At 70.4% G+C, this 16,506-nt stretch carries 10 protein-coding genes and 1 pseudogene; 9 read left to right on the forward strand and 2 right to left on the reverse strand.

From position 1 onward, the window contains the following. Positions 1 to 2: 2 nt before the first annotated feature. Positions 3 to 953: a cytochrome c oxidase assembly protein gene (locus ACF1B9_RS36110; protein WP_351084815.1), complete on the forward strand. Its 951-nt coding sequence runs from the start codon at positions 3 to 5 to the stop codon at positions 951 to 953. A 66-nt stretch (positions 954 to 1,019) separates the two neighbouring features. Then, a complete protein-coding gene (locus tag ACF1B9_RS36115) occupies positions 1,020 to 1,178 on the forward strand; it encodes a hypothetical protein (protein ID WP_351084817.1) in 159 nt (52 codons plus the stop codon). Between the two features lie 34 nt (positions 1,179 to 1,212). Here the strand turns inward: ACF1B9_RS36115 and ACF1B9_RS36120 are convergent, their stop codons facing one another. Then, positions 1,213 to 1,608, reverse strand: a complete 396-nt coding sequence (locus ACF1B9_RS36120) for an SSI family serine proteinase inhibitor (protein ID WP_391746569.1) — start codon at positions 1,606 to 1,608, stop codon at positions 1,213 to 1,215. A 688-nt stretch (positions 1,609 to 2,296) separates the two neighbouring features. On the opposite strand from ACF1B9_RS36120, the pseudogene ACF1B9_RS36125 reads away from it, so the two are divergent. Then, positions 2,297 to 3,397: pseudogene (locus tag ACF1B9_RS36125) on the forward strand (cellulose binding domain-containing protein); the annotation flags it as partial. Positions 3,398 to 3,512: 115 nt separating this feature from the next. Here the strand turns inward: ACF1B9_RS36125 and ACF1B9_RS36130 are convergent. Then, a complete protein-coding gene (locus ACF1B9_RS36130) occupies positions 3,513 to 5,045 on the reverse strand; it encodes an alkaline phosphatase D family protein (protein WP_391746570.1) in 1,533 nt (510 codons plus the stop codon). Between the two features lie 360 nt (positions 5,046 to 5,405). Here ACF1B9_RS36130 and ACF1B9_RS36135 point away from each other — a divergent pair, with 360 nt between their 5' ends. The 6 genes from ACF1B9_RS36135 to ACF1B9_RS36160 all read left to right on the forward strand — a co-directional run bounded on the left by ACF1B9_RS36135 (position 5,406) and on the right by ACF1B9_RS36160 (position 16,293). Beyond that, a complete protein-coding gene (locus tag ACF1B9_RS36135; protein ID WP_391746571.1) occupies positions 5,406 to 8,348 on the forward strand; it encodes a family 78 glycoside hydrolase catalytic domain in 2,943 nt (980 codons plus the stop codon). Next, positions 8,345 to 9,652 (forward strand): ABC transporter substrate-binding protein, encoded by a 1,308-nt coding sequence (locus tag ACF1B9_RS36140; protein ID WP_391746572.1) that lies wholly within the window; start codon positions 8,345 to 8,347, stop codon positions 9,650 to 9,652. Before ACF1B9_RS36135 ends, ACF1B9_RS36140 begins: the two co-directional genes overlap by 4 nt. Then, the gene (locus ACF1B9_RS36145) at positions 9,649 to 10,608 is read left to right on the forward strand and encodes a carbohydrate ABC transporter permease (protein ID WP_391746573.1); all 960 of its coding nucleotides are present in this window, start codon (positions 9,649 to 9,651) and stop codon (positions 10,606 to 10,608) included. The genes ACF1B9_RS36140 and ACF1B9_RS36145 overlap by 4 nt, the downstream gene beginning before the upstream one ends. Next, positions 10,605 to 11,480: a carbohydrate ABC transporter permease gene (locus tag ACF1B9_RS36150; RefSeq protein WP_391746574.1), complete on the forward strand. Its 876-nt coding sequence runs from the start codon at positions 10,605 to 10,607 to the stop codon at positions 11,478 to 11,480. Before ACF1B9_RS36145 ends, ACF1B9_RS36150 begins: the two co-directional genes overlap by 4 nt. Before the next feature lie 9 nt (positions 11,481 to 11,489). Next, positions 11,490 to 15,584, forward strand: coding sequence for a hypothetical protein (locus ACF1B9_RS36155; RefSeq protein ID WP_391746575.1), 4,095 nt, complete (start codon positions 11,490 to 11,492; stop codon positions 15,582 to 15,584). 106 nt (positions 15,585 to 15,690) lie between these two features. After that, positions 15,691 to 16,293: a hypothetical protein gene (locus ACF1B9_RS36160; RefSeq protein WP_391746576.1), complete on the forward strand. Its 603-nt coding sequence runs from the start codon at positions 15,691 to 15,693 to the stop codon at positions 16,291 to 16,293. Positions 16,294 to 16,506: the final 213 nt, after the last annotated feature.

Genomic DNA, 16,506 nt, shown 5'->3' on the forward strand with positions numbered 1-16,506 from the left:
AGATGGATCACAGCGGGCACGGCATGAACATGGATATGCCGCCGTTCACGCTGGGACGTGGGCTCCAGTTCTCCGCGGACCCGTTCTTCCTCATCGGCTGCGTCCTCGCCATCGGGCTGTACGGGTACGCCGTGCTGCGTCTGCGCGGGCGCGGGGACAGCTGGCCGGTCGGCCGGACCGTCTTCTTCGTCGTCGGTGTGCTGAGCATCGCCCTGGTCATGTGCACCAAGCTCAATGACTACGGCATGGTCATGTTCAGCGTGCACATGGTGCAGCACATGGTGATCAGCATGCTGTCACCGATCCTGCTGCTGCTGGGCGCTCCGGTGACGCTGGCGCTGCGCGCGCTCCCGGTCGCGGGGCGTGGCCGGACCGGCCCGCGCGAGCTGCTGCTCATGCTGCTGCACAGCCGCTACATGAGGGTCATCACGCATCCGGTCTTCACGATCCCGATCTTCATCGCCAGCCTGTACGCGCTGTACTTCACCCCGCTCTTCGACTTCCTGATGGGTTCGAAGACCGGGCACATCGCGATGATGGTGCACTTCCTGGCGGTCGGCCTGGTGTTCTTCTGGCCGATCATGGGCGTCGACCCGGGGCCGCACCGGCCCGGCTATGTCATGCGGATGCTGGAGCTGTTCGCCGGGATGCCGTTCCACGCCTTCTTCGGCATCGCGCTCATGATGGCGTCGACGCCGATGGTGGAGACGTACAAGCATCCGCCGGCCTCGCTCGGCATCGACGCGCTGAGCGATCAGAACTGGGCGGGCGGCATCGCCTGGGCCTTCAGCGAGATCCCGTCGGTGCTGGTACTGATCGCGCTGGTCTTCCAGTGGTACCGCTCCGAGCAGCGGACGGCGAAGCGCTCCGACCGGGCGGCCGACCGGGACGGGGACCAGGAGCTGCAGGCGTACAACGCCTATCTCGCCTCGTTGCAGGCGCGCGGGCAGTAGCGGCGGGCATGCCTCCCGGGTGACGATGGCCTCCACGGCCGTGTGGCCGGCGAGGAGGGTGCGGGCATGTCCGGATCCACGAAGACCATGGGAATGATCACCGTGGTGGCCCTGGTCGTGGTCACCTGCTACACGGTGGCGCTGGGCAGCAGCGGCTGGCTCTGGTTCGGGTGGGTGGTGCTCGGTCTGATCACCCTCGCAATGGCCGCGACGCGCGAGTCCTGAGCCGGGCCTCCCACCCGGCTCGGGACGACCGGAGTCAGAAGCGGAAGACCGGCCCGGTGAGCGTGTCCGCCTCACAGGCGCTGGGGAACGTCTTTTGCCAGCTGACGGGGCGCCCGTCCCACGTGCCGGTGGCCGTGACCGTCACCGGGTCGTACTCCTTGGTGCACAGGTGCGGGTCGCCGGGCAGACGGTCCAGGTCGCCGGCCGCCGCCACGAGCGCCGCGCAGGCGGTTGCCGCGTGGGGATGGCGCGCGTCCGGGGCGGGCGGGCAGGACAGCGCGACACCACGGATCCAGGTGTTCTCGCTGCCCGAGACCATGAGGAAGAGGCCGCGGTCCGACGCGGGTTCCTCGGACCGGGCAGCGGCAGCGGGCACCGTGACGGTCAGGGTGAGCAGGGCGGCGACGGCAAGGCTCGCGCACAGGCGCATCGGGGATCTCCTGTGTCTCGGGGGGCGGGGTGGTCCGGGCTCGGGCCGGGTGCGTCTCAGCCGCCCGTCCCAGCCACCCTGAGATCCCGCTTCGGGACCCCCGCAAGGTGATCCCGGAAGTCCGCGCCGGGCAAGGAGCCGCGCCGCCGGTCCCACGGTCCGGGGCCGTCGGCGGGTCCGGCTGGAGTACCGCTCCGAGAGAGTGCTGCGCCCGGACGGATTCGGCCGGTGCGTCCCCCCGAGCGCCTGCCGTTTCTCCTGCCGCGCGGCCCTGATGTTCGGCCGAGGTGCCGCCGCGACGGCGGCCGGATCCGAGGAACTCTTGTGATGGGGAACCACGTCAGGCCGGCCGTCGTCGTGATCGAGATGTACATCTGCACCATTCACCCGTACCTGAAGGGGTGACTCGTCGTCCGGTGACGCGCACCTGTCCCCGCGCGGGCGGAACACAGAGGACGGGCCCCGACCCACCTTTCCCACCTGCTGTTGTACGCCAGGGGGCCGATCCCCGCCGGGCCTTCACGTTGCCGAACCCGTAAAGCAGTTGTGGTTTGACTCTTGACAGGTGCGCATCACCACGCCATCTTGGGAGCGCTCCCACAATCAAGACTTGCACACAACGGCCGTCGCGCACCTCGACGGTGATGAATCCGCCGCGACATCGGAGGGCGCCACGGTCGCCGCCGGCGTGGACGACTATGTCAACGGGGGCCGCGTCGACCGGCGCATCCACGCGGGCAACTGGTGCAACCAGAGCGGCGCGGGCATCGGCGAGCGGCCGACCAGCGCCCCCGAGCCCGGTATCGACGCCTATGTCTGGGCGAAGCCGCCGGGCGAGTCGGACGGCAACAGCCAGCCCATCGACAACGACGAGGGCAAGGGCTTCGACCGGATGTGCGACCCCACGTACACCGGTAACGGCCGCAACGGCAACAACCTGACGGGCGCCCTGCCGAACTCCCCGCTCGCGGGGCACTGGTTCTCCGCGCAGTTCCAGGAACTGCTGCGCAACGCCTACCCGCCGCTGAGCGGCAGCGGCGGTGGCGACGACACCCAGGCGCCGACCGCACCCACGGGTCTGAAGGTCACGGGAAGGACGAGTGGCAGTGTCTCGCTGTCCTGGACGGCGTCGACCGACAACGTCGGTGTGACCGCGTACGACGTCTATCGCGCGGGAGTCCGGGTTGGCTCCTCCGCGTCGACCTCCTACACGGACACGGGTCTGACGGCCTCGACCACGTACAGCTACACGGTCAGGGCCCGGGACGCGGCCGGTCATGTCTCAGCGGCCTCCGCGGCGGTCTCGGCCACGACCGACCAGGGCGGCTCCACCGGCGGCGGCACGCTCAAGGTCCAGTACAAGAACACCGACTCCTCGGCCACCGACAACCAGATCCGGATGGGTCTGCAGCTGGTCAACACCGGGACGGGTGCGGTGGATCTGTCGACGGTGAAGGTGCGGTACTGGTTCACGCCCGAGGCCGGTGCGAGCACCTTCGGCACCGCGTGCGACTACGCGGTGCTCGGCTGCGGCAATGTGACCCACGGCGTGTCCTCCTCGGGCACTGCGGCCCCGGGGGCCAGCCACTACCTGGAGGTCGGCTTCGGCAGCGGCAGTCTGGCCGCGGGCGCCTCGACCGGGGAGATCCAGCTGCGGGTCAACAAGAGCGACTGGTCGAACTTCGACGAGACCGACGACTACAGCCACGCCACCAACACCACCTACGCCGACGCCTCGAAGGTCGCCGTCTACACGGCCGGCACCCTCGTCTGGGGCACCGCTCCCTGACCCGGTCCCCTGTCGCCGTCCGGACGGACGGCGACAGGGCCGGGGCACCGGGCCGGGGACGGGCCCGGCACGGTCGCCCCCTGCCGCTCCCCTGGCAGGGGGCGACCGGTGTGTCTCAGGCGGACTGGATCCCGGGCCGCCCCGCCTCGGTCACGAGTGAGGTACGGGTCGAGACGGGGGCTCCGGGGGTGGTGACGTACGGAAGCACCCGGAAGTCCGCACGGCAGCGCTCCGGGGTCAGCGAGCAGCGCACGTAGCCGCGCTGGAAGTTGGTGAACTTGATGTGCTCGTTGGCCGCGAGCAGTCGGGCGCCGGAGGGGTCCAGATCCATCCCGTCCTTCGTGGTGGAGATGGAGGAGCCGACGAACTCGACGCCGAGCGTGGGCGATCCGGGGTCGTCGAAGTCCTGTTTGAGATCGGCGGCGAGGTGGCGGTGCATGTCACCGGTCAGTACGACGGGGTTGCTCACGCTGCGGTCGGTGATCTCCTTGAACAGCCGTCGGCGCGCGTCCACGTAGCCGTCCCAGAAGTCCATCACGAAGGCCTGGCCGGGGCCGGGGTCGGTGTCGACCTGGGTCACGGGAATCTGTTGGGAGATCATGTTCCAGGTCGTGTCGGAACGTCCGAGGCCGTTGTAGAGCCACTGCTCCTGTTCGGGGCCGAGGATCGTACGGCCGGGTTCGAGCCGTTCGTCGCAGCCGCTCTTCGTCCCGTCGCCGCAGGGCTGGTCGTCGCGGAAGAGCCTCGTGTCGAGGATGTGGAACGTGGCCATGCGGCCGTAGCGCAGACGGCGGTACATCCGGGCCTCGAAGCCGTTCGGTTTGTTCGGCAGTCGCAGCGGCAGGTGTTCGTAGTACGCCTGGAAGGCAGCCGCGGCGCGCTGCCGGAAGACCGCCGGGTCCTGGTCGGGCTCGTTGTCGGCCTTGGACTTGTCGCGTGCCCAGTTGTCCTCGACCTCGTGGTCGTCCCAGACGACGGCGAACGGGTGGACCCGGTGGGCGGCGATGAGATCGGGGTCGAAGCGGTGCAGGGCGTGACGGTTGCGGTACTGGACGAGGTCCATCGGCTCGGGGCGCAGTTCGGCGGCGACGGGGACGTTGCGTACACCGCCCATGGCGTCGATGGCGTTCTCGTAGATGTAGTCGCCCAGATGCAGGATCAGGTCGACGTCCTCCTCGGCGAGGTGCCGGTAGGCCGTGTAGAAGCCTTCGAACCACGCCTGGCAGGAGACGAAGGCGAAGTCGAGCTCCTTGGGGCGGCTGTGCGGCGGGGGTGCGGTGCGGGTGCGGCCGACGGGGCTGTGCACGCCGCCGGCGCGGAAGCGGTAGTAGTAGTGCCGGCCCGGCTGGAGTCCGGAGACCTCGACGTGGACGGAGTGGGCGAGCTCGGGCACCGCGCGGGTGCGGCCCCGGCGTACGACGGAACGGAAGCGTTCGTCGCGGGCGACCTCCCACTGGACGTCGACGGAGTACGGCGGCATGCCTCCGGCGCCGTCGGGAGCCAGGGGCTGGGGCGCGAGGCGGGTCCACAGCACGAATCCGTCGGGCCAAGGATCGCCGGAGGCGACTCCCAGGGTGAACGGGTCCTCGTGGAAGGGCGTGTCACCCCAGGCACTGCCCGCCGACAGGCCGGCCGCGGCAAGTGCCATCCCGACCGTTCCACCGAGCATCGCCCGTCTCTTGAACCCTCCGGCGCCGCCTGGCCCACTGTTCATTGGCATGAGACTCGTCCCTTCGTCGGGCGGGATCCCGTCCGGTACGAGGTGGGATCGGCACGTGATTTCACGTCCACCCATGTGGTAATCACAGGCTGAATATCACAGGGGAATCGCGTGCCACAAGACCACACGCGGGTGGTCACAATGCCGTTCACAGTCGGTTAGTTGGGGATACATCCCCCTTCTTCGAGGCGACCGAGGGAGGGGTCGGCAGCACCCTTGACACCTCTGAGGGGGCCTCATAGTCTCCACGCCACAGAATTAACGTTAGATTTCACATGAGGAAAATCGGTGCGACGGAAGGACGTGCTCGTGTCCGGTTCCTCGGCGGCGGACGTGTCCGCCCCCGGCCCCGCCGGGGGCACAGCGGCCGACACTCCCGGAAACCGGGCGCTGCGGCCCTTCGGCCTGCGGTGCGAGCACCGCGCCACCCCGCTCGGGATCGACGAACCGGCACCCCTGCTCTCCTGGCGGCTGGCCTCCGAGCACCGCGGGGACGACCCCGTGGCCTATCGGGTCCATGTCGCCGAACACCCCGAGAACCTGGACGAAGGCGGTCAACTCCTCTGGGACACGGGACGGGTGTCCGACCCCGGCGCGATCGCCGTCCAGTACGCCGGCCCCGCGCTCCGGGGCCGCACGCGCTATCACTGGCGGGTCTCCGTCTGGCGGGGCGGCCCCTCCGCGCCCACCGAGGCGACGTCCTGGTTCGAGACGGCCTTCACCGACGCGGGGGCATGGCGGGCGTCGTGGATCACTCACGACCCGCATCGGGTCGACGTCATGGACGCCCCCACCGAGGGCGAGTTCGCCCTCGACGACCACGGGCTCTCCCCGTGCCCCGTGCTGCGGCGCACCTTCACCGGCTCGCCCGGCACACGCGCCCGGCTCCATGTCAGTGCGCGCGGCCTGTACGAGGTCCGGCTCAACGGCGTTCGGGTCGGTGACGCCGAACTCGCACCCGGCTGGACCGATTACCGCAGACGCGTCCAGTACCAGACGTACGACGTGGGCGAGTTGCTGCGTGAGGGGGAGAACGTTCTCGCCGCGACCCTCGCCGACGGCTGGTGGAGCGGATTCGTGGGCTTCGAACCGCGCAGGGCCGGAGCCCACTACGGCTCGTTCCCCCAGTTCCTGGCCGAACTCCACCTCACCGGCCCGGACGGCCGCAGTACCGCGATCGTCACCGACGACAGCTGGCGCACCGGCACGGGAGTCGTCCGTCACGCGGATCTGCTGATGGGCGAGTGCCATGACCTGCGGCACGCGGCCGACGGCTGGGAGCTGCCCGGGTTCGACGACTCCGGATGGCCCCCGGCCCTGATCACGGGCACCGATCACCGATTGCTCGTGGCGTCCGTGGACGAGCCCGTACGGGCGATGGCCGAACTGCGCCCGTGCTCGGTCACCCGAACGTCACCGGACACCCATCTCGTCGACTTCGGCCAGAACCTCGCCGGACGGGTGCGGCTGCGGATCGCCCGACTGGCCCCCGGGGCCCGGGTGGTGATCCGGCACGCCGAGGCGCTGGACGCCTCGCATCGCCTGTACACGGCCAATCTGCGCACCGCCGCCGCGACCGATGTGCTCGTCGGGGACGGCCGCCGCGACATCGTGTTCGAACCACGCTTCACGTATCACGGCTTCCGTTATGCCGAGATCAGTGGCGTCCCCGAGCTGACCGAGTCCGATGTCGTCGCCGTGGCTCTGCACAGCGACACCCCGTGGGCGGGCGAATTCGACTGCTCGGACGCCGAGCTCCGACAACTCCACGACTGCGTGGCGTGGGGACAGCGCTCGAACTTCGTCAGTGTGCCCACGGACTGTCCGCAACGTGACGAGCGGCTCGGCTGGCTGGCCGACGCGCAGGTGTTCCTGCCCACGGCCGCGCTGAACGCCGACGTCGCCGCGTTCTTCACGAAGTGGCTGCGCGATGTCGATGACGCCCGTACGCCCGACGGCGGCTTCACCAATGTCGCCCCGCGCCTCGTGGGGGTCGCCGACGAAGGAGCGCCCGGCTGGGGCGACGCGGGTGTGATCATCCCGTGGCACCTCTACCGCACCTACGACGACCCGCGGTTCCTCGAACGGGCGCTGGCCGGCATGTGCGCCTGGGTCGACCTGATTCATCGTCACAACACGGAACTGGTCTGGCGCAGGCGGGTGGGTCCGCACTTCTCCGACTGGCTCGCCCCCGGCACCCCCACCCCGCGCGACGTCGTCGCCACGGCCTACTTCGCGCACAGTGCCCGCCTCACGGCGCGGGCGGCCGATGTCCTGGGGCGGAACGAGGCCGGGAACCACTATCACCGGCTGGCCGACGACATCCGCCACGCGTTCACCGAGCATTTCGTCACCGTGGACCGGGGCCTCGACGGGCTCCCCGCCGTGCGTGTCGCTGGAGACACCCAGAGCGGATATCTCCTCGCGCTGGGCTTCGAGTTGCTGCCTGCGGAGCTGGTCGACCCCGCCGCGCGCCGCCTCGCCGAACTCATCGAGTCGGCCGGTCCCGCCCTGCTGACCGGCTTTCTCGGGGTCGCGCTCGCCGCGCCCGTCCTCGACGCGCACGGCCGGGCCGATCTCGCCCATGCTCTTCTGCGCCGCGACGACGTCCCCTCGTGGCGGTTCCCGCTGCGGCACGGCGCCACCACGATCTGGGAACGCTGGGACGGGTGGACACCCGGGGCGGGGTTCCGTGCTCCGTCGATGAACTCCTTCAACCACTACGCGCTCGGCTCGATCGGCGAATGGCTCTACCGCGGTGTCGCGGGCCTGGACCAGGCACCGGACTCCACCGGATACCGCCATCTGCGGGTACGGCCCCGTCCCGGCTCCCTGCGACACGCGAGCGCCCGTCACGCATCGGTCCGCGGCACCGTCGAGGTGGCCTGGGAAAGGAACGGCGACCGGCTCACCCTGCGCGTACGGGTGCCGCCCGGCGCCGTCGCCGACGTGCACGTGCCGACCACGGACCCCTGCTCGGTCCATGAATCGGAGGCGGTCCCGAGCGCCGACGACCCCCACGTCACGTTGATCGCGACCCGCCCCGACCACGTTCTCTATCGCGTGTCCTCGGGCGTCTACCGCTTCACCGCGGCCTGTCCGCCGGCCGACGGCCCCGCCGGGACGCCGCACGCGGAATGTCTTCGACCGTCGCCCACCCCGAGCCCACGTACACCAGGACCGGCGGCGAAACCATCGTTCGCCCGTTCGCACGAGGAGGACACACCATGACGACGGGTTCTCACAGCCAGGCGGGCCGGAGCACGGTCGGACGCCGGGGATTCCTCCGGATCGGGGGCGGGGTCGCGGCACTCGCCGCTCTTCCCCCCGCGCTGACGGCCTGCTCCGATTCGAGCGGAGCCTCCGGCAAGCTGCGCATCGTCGGCGTCGCCGACCAGCAGAAGCCGATCGAGGAGCTCGTCGGGCTGTACCGCACGTCCCGTCCCGGCGACGGGTTCTCCACCTCCTTCGCCCCCACGGACCAGGTACAGACGGTGGTGCGCACCCAGCTCGCCGGGGGCAACGCCCCCGATGTGCATGTGCTCTATCCGGGCAGCGGCAGTGCCATGTCCATGGTCGAGCTGGCCAAGGACGGGCTGCTCGCCGACCTCAGCGGCCAGCCGTGGACCGAGGAGGTCCCGGCGAACTTCCATCCGGCGTACCGGTACCAGGGCAAGACGTATCTGTATTCGGCGGGCAGCAGCGTCATCGGCGCGATCTACAACAAGAAGGCCTTCGCCAAGGCCGGGGTCCGGCCGCCCGGGACGTGGGGCGAACTGCTGGACGTCTGCGCCAGGTTGAAGGCCAAGGGCGTGATCCCGATCGCGCTCGGCGCACAGACTCCCTGGGTCACCCAGCTGATCACCTACGCACTGGTGCCCAACGCGGTCTACGCGAAGAACCCCGGCTTCGACGCCGAGATGGCCGCGGGAAGGGCTCATTTCCGCGGCTCCGGGTGGGCCGACGCGATGGGCAAGTACAAGGAGTTGCAGCGCCGGGGCTTCTTCAACGACAACCCCAACGGGACGACGTACGAGCAGCAGACCTCGATGGTCGCGAGCGGCAAGGCGGCCATGGCGGTCCAGGTCTCCGCCGTGCTCGCCAACTTCCGGCAGGCCACCGGGACACCGGACGATCTCGGCATGTTCCCGTTCCCCGGCGGTGACGACGCGGCGCGTCTGTGGATCCCGGCCGGCATCGTCGTCGGTCTCGGTGTCTCCGCGCGGTCCAAGAAGGCAGCCGGGGCGAAGGCCTTCATCGAATTCCTCGGGGAACAGAAGAACGTCGACCGCTGGGCGCAGTCCGTGGCCGCGATCCCGTTCAAGCGCGACGCGTCGACGAGGATCGACCCCGTCCTCGACGGCTTCCTGCCCGTCATCGACGACAACCGGGCCGTCCCGTTCATGGACCAGAGCTGGCCCAACGCCGAGGTGCAGCCTGCCCATTTCGCCGCCGTACAGAACCTGCTCGCGGGCAGGACGGATGTCGACGGCGCGCTGGGACAGATGGACGAGGCCTACGGGAAGAAGTCGTGACGAGGACCTCCGAGAGGCCGGTCCCCGGCACGGCCGGCAAGGTCGCGGCCCCGCCCGCCGAACCGGTCCGCCGCGTCCGGCACCGCGATCACTCCACCCCGCCGTGGATCTTCGTGGTCCCGGCGCTCGTCGTGTACGGCGTCGTCGTCCTGTACCCCAGCCTTGCCGGGGTGATGTACGCCTTCACCGACTGGTCCGGCATCGGCGGCTTCTCCTTCATCGGGCTGGACAACTTCCGCACCCTGCTCGACGACGGCCGGGCCCTGGAGTCCGTCGGCAACACCCTGCTGCTCACCATCGCCGTGGTCGTCGTCCAGAACGGCGTCGGCCTGTTGCTCGCGCTCGGCGTCCACACCCACATCAGGTCGCGCGCACTGCTGCGGCTGATCTTCTTCGCGCCCGCCGTCGTCAGCCCCGTCATGGTCGCGATCCTGTGGAAGTACGTCTACAACCCCGAGAACGGCGCGGGCCTCAACGGCGTCCTCGGTGCGATCGGACTCGGCGGTCTGCGTCAGGACTGGCTCGGCGATCCCTCGCTCGCCCTGTGGTCCGTCGCGGCGATGGTCGTGTGGCAGTACGCCGGCTACTCGATGGTCGTCTTCCTCGCCGGTCTCCAGGGCGTCCCGGCCGAACTCCACGAGGCCGCGAGGATCGACGGCGCCGATTCCTGGCAGCGCTTCCGCCATGTCACCTGGCCGCTGCTGGCCCCGGCCCTGACGATCAACCTCATGCTGTCCACCATCGGCGGTCTCAAGCTCTTCGACCAGGTCTACGCCGCCACCAACGGCGGCCCCGGCACCGCGAGCGAGACGCTGTCGACCGTGCTGTACAAGGAAGCTTTCGTGTACGGGAAGTTCGGCTACAGCACCGCCGTCGCTCTCGTCCTCGCGTTGTTCGTCGCCGCGGTCTCGCTGGTCCAGCTCCATCATCTGCGCGCGAGGGAGGTCACCGCGTGAGCACCGCACCGCCCCGAGGACCCGTGGGACGGAAACCCGAGCGCGCAGGGCGCCGACCGCGCTACGGGCGATACGTCCTCGAACTGGTCATGATCGCGGTCGCCGTGGTGTTCCTGTTCCCGGTGTACGCCCTGATCACCCTGGCGATGAAGGACCCCCGGCAGATCTCGGACTCCCCCCTCTCGCTCCCCTCCCCGCCCACTTTCGCCAACTTCGGCCATGCCTGGTCCTCCGCGTCCCTGGGACCCGCCCTGCTCAACAGCACGATCATCACCGTCGCGAGTCTGCTGCTGCTCGTCGTCCTGGGTTCCACGGGGGCCTACTGCCTCGCGCGCCGCGCCCGCGGCCTCGGCTACGGGGTGTACATCCTCTTCCTGCTGGGCATCGTGCTGCCCTTCCAGCTCGGCATGATTCCGCTCTACGAACTCGTCGACGACCTGGGCTGGCTGGGCACGTACCAGGGCATGGTGTTCTTCTACACCGGCATCCAACTGCCCTTCACCGTCTTCCTCTACACGGGATTCATCCGGGCTCTGCCGCAGGACTACGCACAGGCCGCGCTCATCGACGGCTGCAACCACCGGCAGGCGTTCACCCGGATCGTCTTTCCCCTGCTGCGCCCGATCACCGGCACTGTGATCATCCTGAACGCCGTGTTCGTCTGGAACGACTTCTTCACCCCACTGCTGTACCTGGGCGGCTCCGACAAGGAGACCGTGCCCGTCGGTGTGTTCGCGTTCGTCGGTCAGTACGTCTCCGACTACGGCCTCGTCTTCGCCGGACTGGTACTGGCGGCGCTGCCGATCCTGGTGGTGTTCGTACTTCTCCAGCGTTATGTGATCAAGGGCTTCGCGGGCGGTCTCAAGGGCTGAGGACATCTCATGACACACCCGGTGCATCCGTCGCTCCCCCCGAGCATCGCCGCGATCCTCGCGGAACCCCCGCCTGCCTTCTCGCCCACGGCCATCTGGTGGTGGAGCGGGGAACGGCTCGACCGCACACGGCTGCGGACCCAGCTGGAACGGTTCGCGGAAGGCGGCGTGCACAACCTCGTGCTCCTCAATCTGGCGCCGTCGGGCCCCCTGTTCGGCTCCGACGCCGACGACCCGCCTTTCATGTCCGACGCGTGGTGGGATCTGCTCGACGGCGTGTGCGACGACGCCGGCGAACTCGGCGTCAGCCTGTGGTTCTACGACCAGCTCGGCTTCTCCGGCGCGGACCTGCAGGCGCGTCTGGTCGACGAACACCCCGCGCACGCCGGCCGTCGGCTCGTCCGACTGTGTGCCGTCGTCGATTCCGCGGCGATGCCGACCGCAGTGCTGCGGTGTCCCCCGGACGGACGCCCGCTGGCGGGCCGCGCCGAACCGGTCGACGCCGCCGGCCGGATCGTCGGCCCGGCGGTCCCGGTCTCGGTGGACGACGGGGTGGTACGGGCGCCGGGCGCGGGCCGGTGGCGCCTGACTCTCCATCATCATGTGCCGCTCGGCTTCGACTACCTCGGCACCCGGGCGTGTGCGGCGCTGCTGGACCGGGTGCACGGGGAGTTCGAGCGCCGGCTGGGCGACCGGCTGGGTACCGTCGTCGTCGGCTCGTTCCAGGACGAGCTGCCGTCCCTGCCCACCTGGTCCCCCGGTTTCGCCGACGCCTTTCTCCGTCTGCGCGGCTACGACATCACCGCACGGCTCGACACCCTGTACGACGACAGCACGGATGCGGACGCCCACCGGGTCCGGCGCGACTACCAGGTGACCCGCGCCGAACTGGCCGAGGAGGCGTTCTTCCGGCCGCTGGCCGCCTGGCACGACCGGCACGGCCTGCTCATCGGCTGCGACCAGCAGGACCCGGCGCGTGCCGGACACCCCGTCGCCGGCGTGCAGTTGTACGCCGACTACGCCCGCACGCACCGTTGGTTCTCGGCCCCCGGCTCCGACCACCACGGGGACGCCCGCATCCACTCCTCGCTCGCCCATCTCCACGGCCGCCCCCGCACCTGGATCGAGGCCTTCCACTCCACCGGCTGGGGCGGCACGCCGGAGGAGACGTTCGACTGGCTGCTGCCGTGGCTCCGCGCCGGAGCGACTCTCTACAACCCGCACGCCGTCTACTACACGACCAAGGGCAGCTGGTGGGAGTGGGCACCGCCCGCGACCGACTGGCGTCAGCCGTACTGGCGCCACCATCGTGTCTTCGCCGATGCCGTGACCCGGCTGTGCGCGATCCTGAGCCTCGGCCGCCATCTGTGCGACACCGCGATCCTGCTGCCGACCACCACGGCCCAGGCCGGTACCGCGCCGGACGGAATCACGGACGCGGCGAGGCGGGCCCAGGCGACGTATCTGGAACTCGTCGGCGACATGGCCTGGTTCCGCACCCGTCCGGGCCTCATGGACCGACTCGGCCTCGACGCCGACGTCATCGACGACACGTCCTTGGCACGCGCCCGGGTCGCGACCTGTGACGGCGACGTGCGGCTGAGGGTCGCGAACGAGGCGTACACCACGGTCGTGCTGCCCGCGTGCACGGTCCTGGAACAGGAGACGGCACGGCGTCTCGTCGAATTCGTCCGGGCCGGTGGGACGTTGATCGCGGTTGGCGCCCTCCCCGAACACGTCGTCGGCCCCGGCCCGGACACGGTGCCGGCCGAGCTGCGCGCGTGCTTCGCGGACGGCAGGGCCCTCTTCGCCACCGGAACGGACGATCCGGCGGGTTCACTGGCCGCCGCGCTCACGGGACCGCACCCGGTGGTCCGGGCTCCGGTCCCCGCACTCGCGCGTCGCGCGGAGGGCGCCACGGTCGTGTTCCTGACCGCGGGATCCCCACGGGCCACCCGGGCGGCCGTCGCGGCACCCGACGAGCGCGGTGCCGCACTGGGCTGGCTGGATGCCCGGTACGACTTCGACCCCGACCGCTACGCGCGCCGCGCACGGGTACGGGTGCGGGTGCCGGACGCGGTGGGCCCGGCCCTCCTCGTCGACCCCTTCGGCGGTACGCCCCGGACGTTGCCGGTACGGCCCGTCGACGACGACGCCGGATACGTCGAGGTCGACGTGCCCTTCGACCGGGGGCCCGCGGCGTTGCTGGTGTTTCCGGACCGCGCCCCGGAGGCGGCCCCGACCGAGGTGTCCAAGGCACCCGGTGTCGCGGCGGCCGCCGTCACCATCGGGATCCCTCCGGAAGCGGAGTGGGACATGACACTCGTCCCGACCCTCGACAACACCTGGGGCGACTTCGCCCGGCCCGCCACCGGCCCGCCCGGCGGCCCGGCCGTCACCGAGTGCCGGACCTTCCGGCACCGGGTGGAAGCGGCCGGGGAGGACGGCGTACGGGAGGGCTGGGCCATGCCGGGCCGAGCCGACGAGCAGGCCGGGGACACGGTCCACGCGACCTTCGGTCCGCACGCGCTGCTGCTCCGCGACGGCGCCAAAACCGACGGCGCGTCGGCCCTCGCGTGGTCCGACACCCTGGGAGTGCGCAAGGACCCTGTCCACCGTGCCGTGCTGGGGCCCAAGGGACATGTGCCGGAGGAGTTCGTACTCATCGGCCCCTCGGCCGCCGGACGGATGGCGCTGCTGTGCACGGAGTTGTTCCTCGACGAGGACTTCGACGGACATCTCGCGGTCGGTGCCGCGGCGGCGAAGCGGGTCCGGATCGACGGTGCGCCCGTCGCCCTGGACGACGGGGGCCACCTCGCGATGGGCCCGCTGCGAGTGGAGTCGGGCCGCCATCTGCTCGAACTGGAACTGACCCCTGATCAGGACTGCGAACTGCGGGCGCATATGGCCTTCGTACGCGATCCGGGGCGCTACCGACGCCCGGAGTGGATTCACGCTGCCGGGACGATGGGCACGACACTGCGTCTGGCGGCCCTCCCCGTCCGGGCCGTCGTCCAGGTCGCCGCGCGGGTGCCCTGCCTCCTGCGCGTCAATGGACATGTCGTGGGCAGGCAGGGCGGGTTCGATCCGTACGCCGAACACACGGTGCCCCGCGTGCGACGGCATGACGTGACGGCGGCTCTGCGCATCGGTGACAACGACATCACGGTCGATGCGTCGGGCGGCGGCGACCGCGCGGTCCTGGTGGACGCGGCCTTCGACGACGGGAACGGCGACCGGGTCGCGACCCTGCACAGCGATGCCCGGTGGTGGGCCGGGAGCGGGCGGGGACGCGTGCCGGTCGCGGTGCGTCGCGAGCCGGCGGGTGACCCGGCCGCCCTGTATCTGCGTCGCCGGCCCCATCCGCTGCCGGGCGCCGCGTGGCTGGACCCGGATGCGGACGACGGCACGGTGGTGCCGGTCCGGTTCGCCGTACCGGGGCGCCGGGGAGCGGTCGAGTGGCTGTGGTGGGAACTGCCTCCCGGAGCGGTCGGGCTGACGGTCCGCGTGTACGGCGAGGCGACGGTCTTCGTGGACGGCTCCGAGTGCGATGTGGTGGTCACCGCCATCGACGCCCGGGACATGCGGACCATCACGGTCGACCTCAAGACCGGTGCACCCTCCGGCCCTCGGACCGCGGCCCTGCGTGTCCGGACGCTTCCCGGTCGCGAGGGAGGCGCCGCCCTGGCCGGTCCGGTGCGCTGCGAGGTCGGCCCCGGGAGGATTCGCCTCGGCGACTGGGAGACGCGCGGCCTCGCCGAGTACAGCGGCGGGGTGCGGTACCGCCGATCGGTGAACGTGCCCGCAGGCGTCGCGGACGGGGCCGTTTCGCTGGATCTCGGACGGGTCCGGGGGACGGCGGAGGTGCGCGTCGGTGACGTCGCGGCCGGGGTGCGGGTGTGTTCCCCGTACGTGTTCGATCTGACGGGTCTGGTCGGGCCCGGGGCCAACACCCTCGACATCACCGTGTTCGGGACGCTGGCACCTCACCTGGACGCGGCGAGCCCGACCCACTTCGTCTTCCCCGGGCAGCGGGTCAGCGGACTGCTGGGTCCCGTCCGGCTGCGAACCGGTGGTCGCGCGGAGGGCGAGGCGCGGATGTGACACCGTCGTGGAGCCCATGCCCAGCAACGCGGGCAGCGGCGTACCCGGCGCTTCCTCCACCGCGGCGGCCGGGGGAATGTCAGTGGCGGTCGCTACGGTCGTGCCCATGGAAGGGAAATCTGCCCAGCGCTTCGATCCTCTGCCCGGACGGATCGCCCATGTCGGCGGTATCGAGTCGCTCGTACTCGATGGGCGTCGCTACTACTTCGGCTTCGACTACAGCAGCGACATCGTCCTGTCACCGCTGATCGACGACCCGGAGGCGATGGCGGCCTTCGCGAGCGAACACATGCGACAGACGACCGGCACGCATGACAAGAACCACTGGGCGAGTCTGGTCGCCGCGGCAACCGGGAGCTCGGACCTGGCAGGGGTCGCGGAGTGCGAATTCACCACCGAAGGCCTGCGCAGTGCCTTGCCGGCCCCTGAGAGCCACCTGCTCTACCTCTTGGGCGCGGCCACCGGCTGGGACGACTGGTTCGAGGAGTCTCCAGAGGCGGAACGAGCATGCGAGCGACTGGGTCTGGATGAAGAGGACTCGGAGTTCATCGACCAGTGCCTGCGGGCGGTCCAGGAGCATGGACCTCGGGCCCGGCCCGACGAGTGGGCAGTGGCCCGCTTCCACCTCGGCGCCGCGGTGCGGCATCTGCCGGGCAACTGGGAAGTCCTGTTCGCTCCCGTCGCGGAGGGCATCGCGAGCCACGAATGAGCTGCCTCTTCGAGGCGCCTGCCGCGATCCGGCACGAATCCGCCCACGTGTTCCGACCCGGCGTTCTCAGCGCGGGAGGGGTTTTCAACTGCTGGGCATCGAGGTCGGGTAGGTGAGGGTAACCATGTGCGAGTGAGTGTCGTTGTCAGGGCGTGAATCTGACGGAGTGGGCGAAGACGCAGGGTGTGCATCCGCAGACCGCGTATCGCTGGT

The organism is Streptomyces sp. NPDC014727 (genome assembly GCF_043083485.1).
Lineage (GTDB): Bacteria > Actinomycetota > Actinomycetes > Streptomycetales > Streptomycetaceae > Streptomyces.

What these genes read in the sequence shown, in the direction of transcription:
- ACF1B9_RS36110 (WP_351084815.1), top strand. Translation starts at nt 3, where the DNA reads ATGGATCACAGCGGGCACGGCATGAACATGGATATGCCGCCGTTCACG.
- ACF1B9_RS36115 (WP_351084817.1), top strand. Translation starts at nt 1,020, where the DNA reads ATGTCCGGATCCACGAAGACCATGGGAATGATCACCGTGGTGGCCCTG.
- ACF1B9_RS36120 (WP_391746569.1), bottom strand. Translation starts at nt 1,608, where the DNA reads ATGCGCCTGTGCGCGAGCCTTGCCGTCGCCGCCCTGCTCACCCTGACC.
- ACF1B9_RS36130 (WP_391746570.1), bottom strand. Translation starts at nt 5,045, where the DNA reads ATGGCACTTGCCGCGGCCGGCCTGTCGGCGGGCAGTGCCTGGGGTGAC.
- ACF1B9_RS36140 (WP_391746572.1), top strand. Translation starts at nt 8,345, where the DNA reads ATGACGACGGGTTCTCACAGCCAGGCGGGCCGGAGCACGGTCGGACGC.
- ACF1B9_RS36155 (WP_391746575.1), top strand. Translation starts at nt 11,490, where the DNA reads ATGACACACCCGGTGCATCCGTCGCTCCCCCCGAGCATCGCCGCGATC.
- ACF1B9_RS36160 (WP_391746576.1), top strand. Translation starts at nt 15,691, where the DNA reads ATGGAAGGGAAATCTGCCCAGCGCTTCGATCCTCTGCCCGGACGGATC.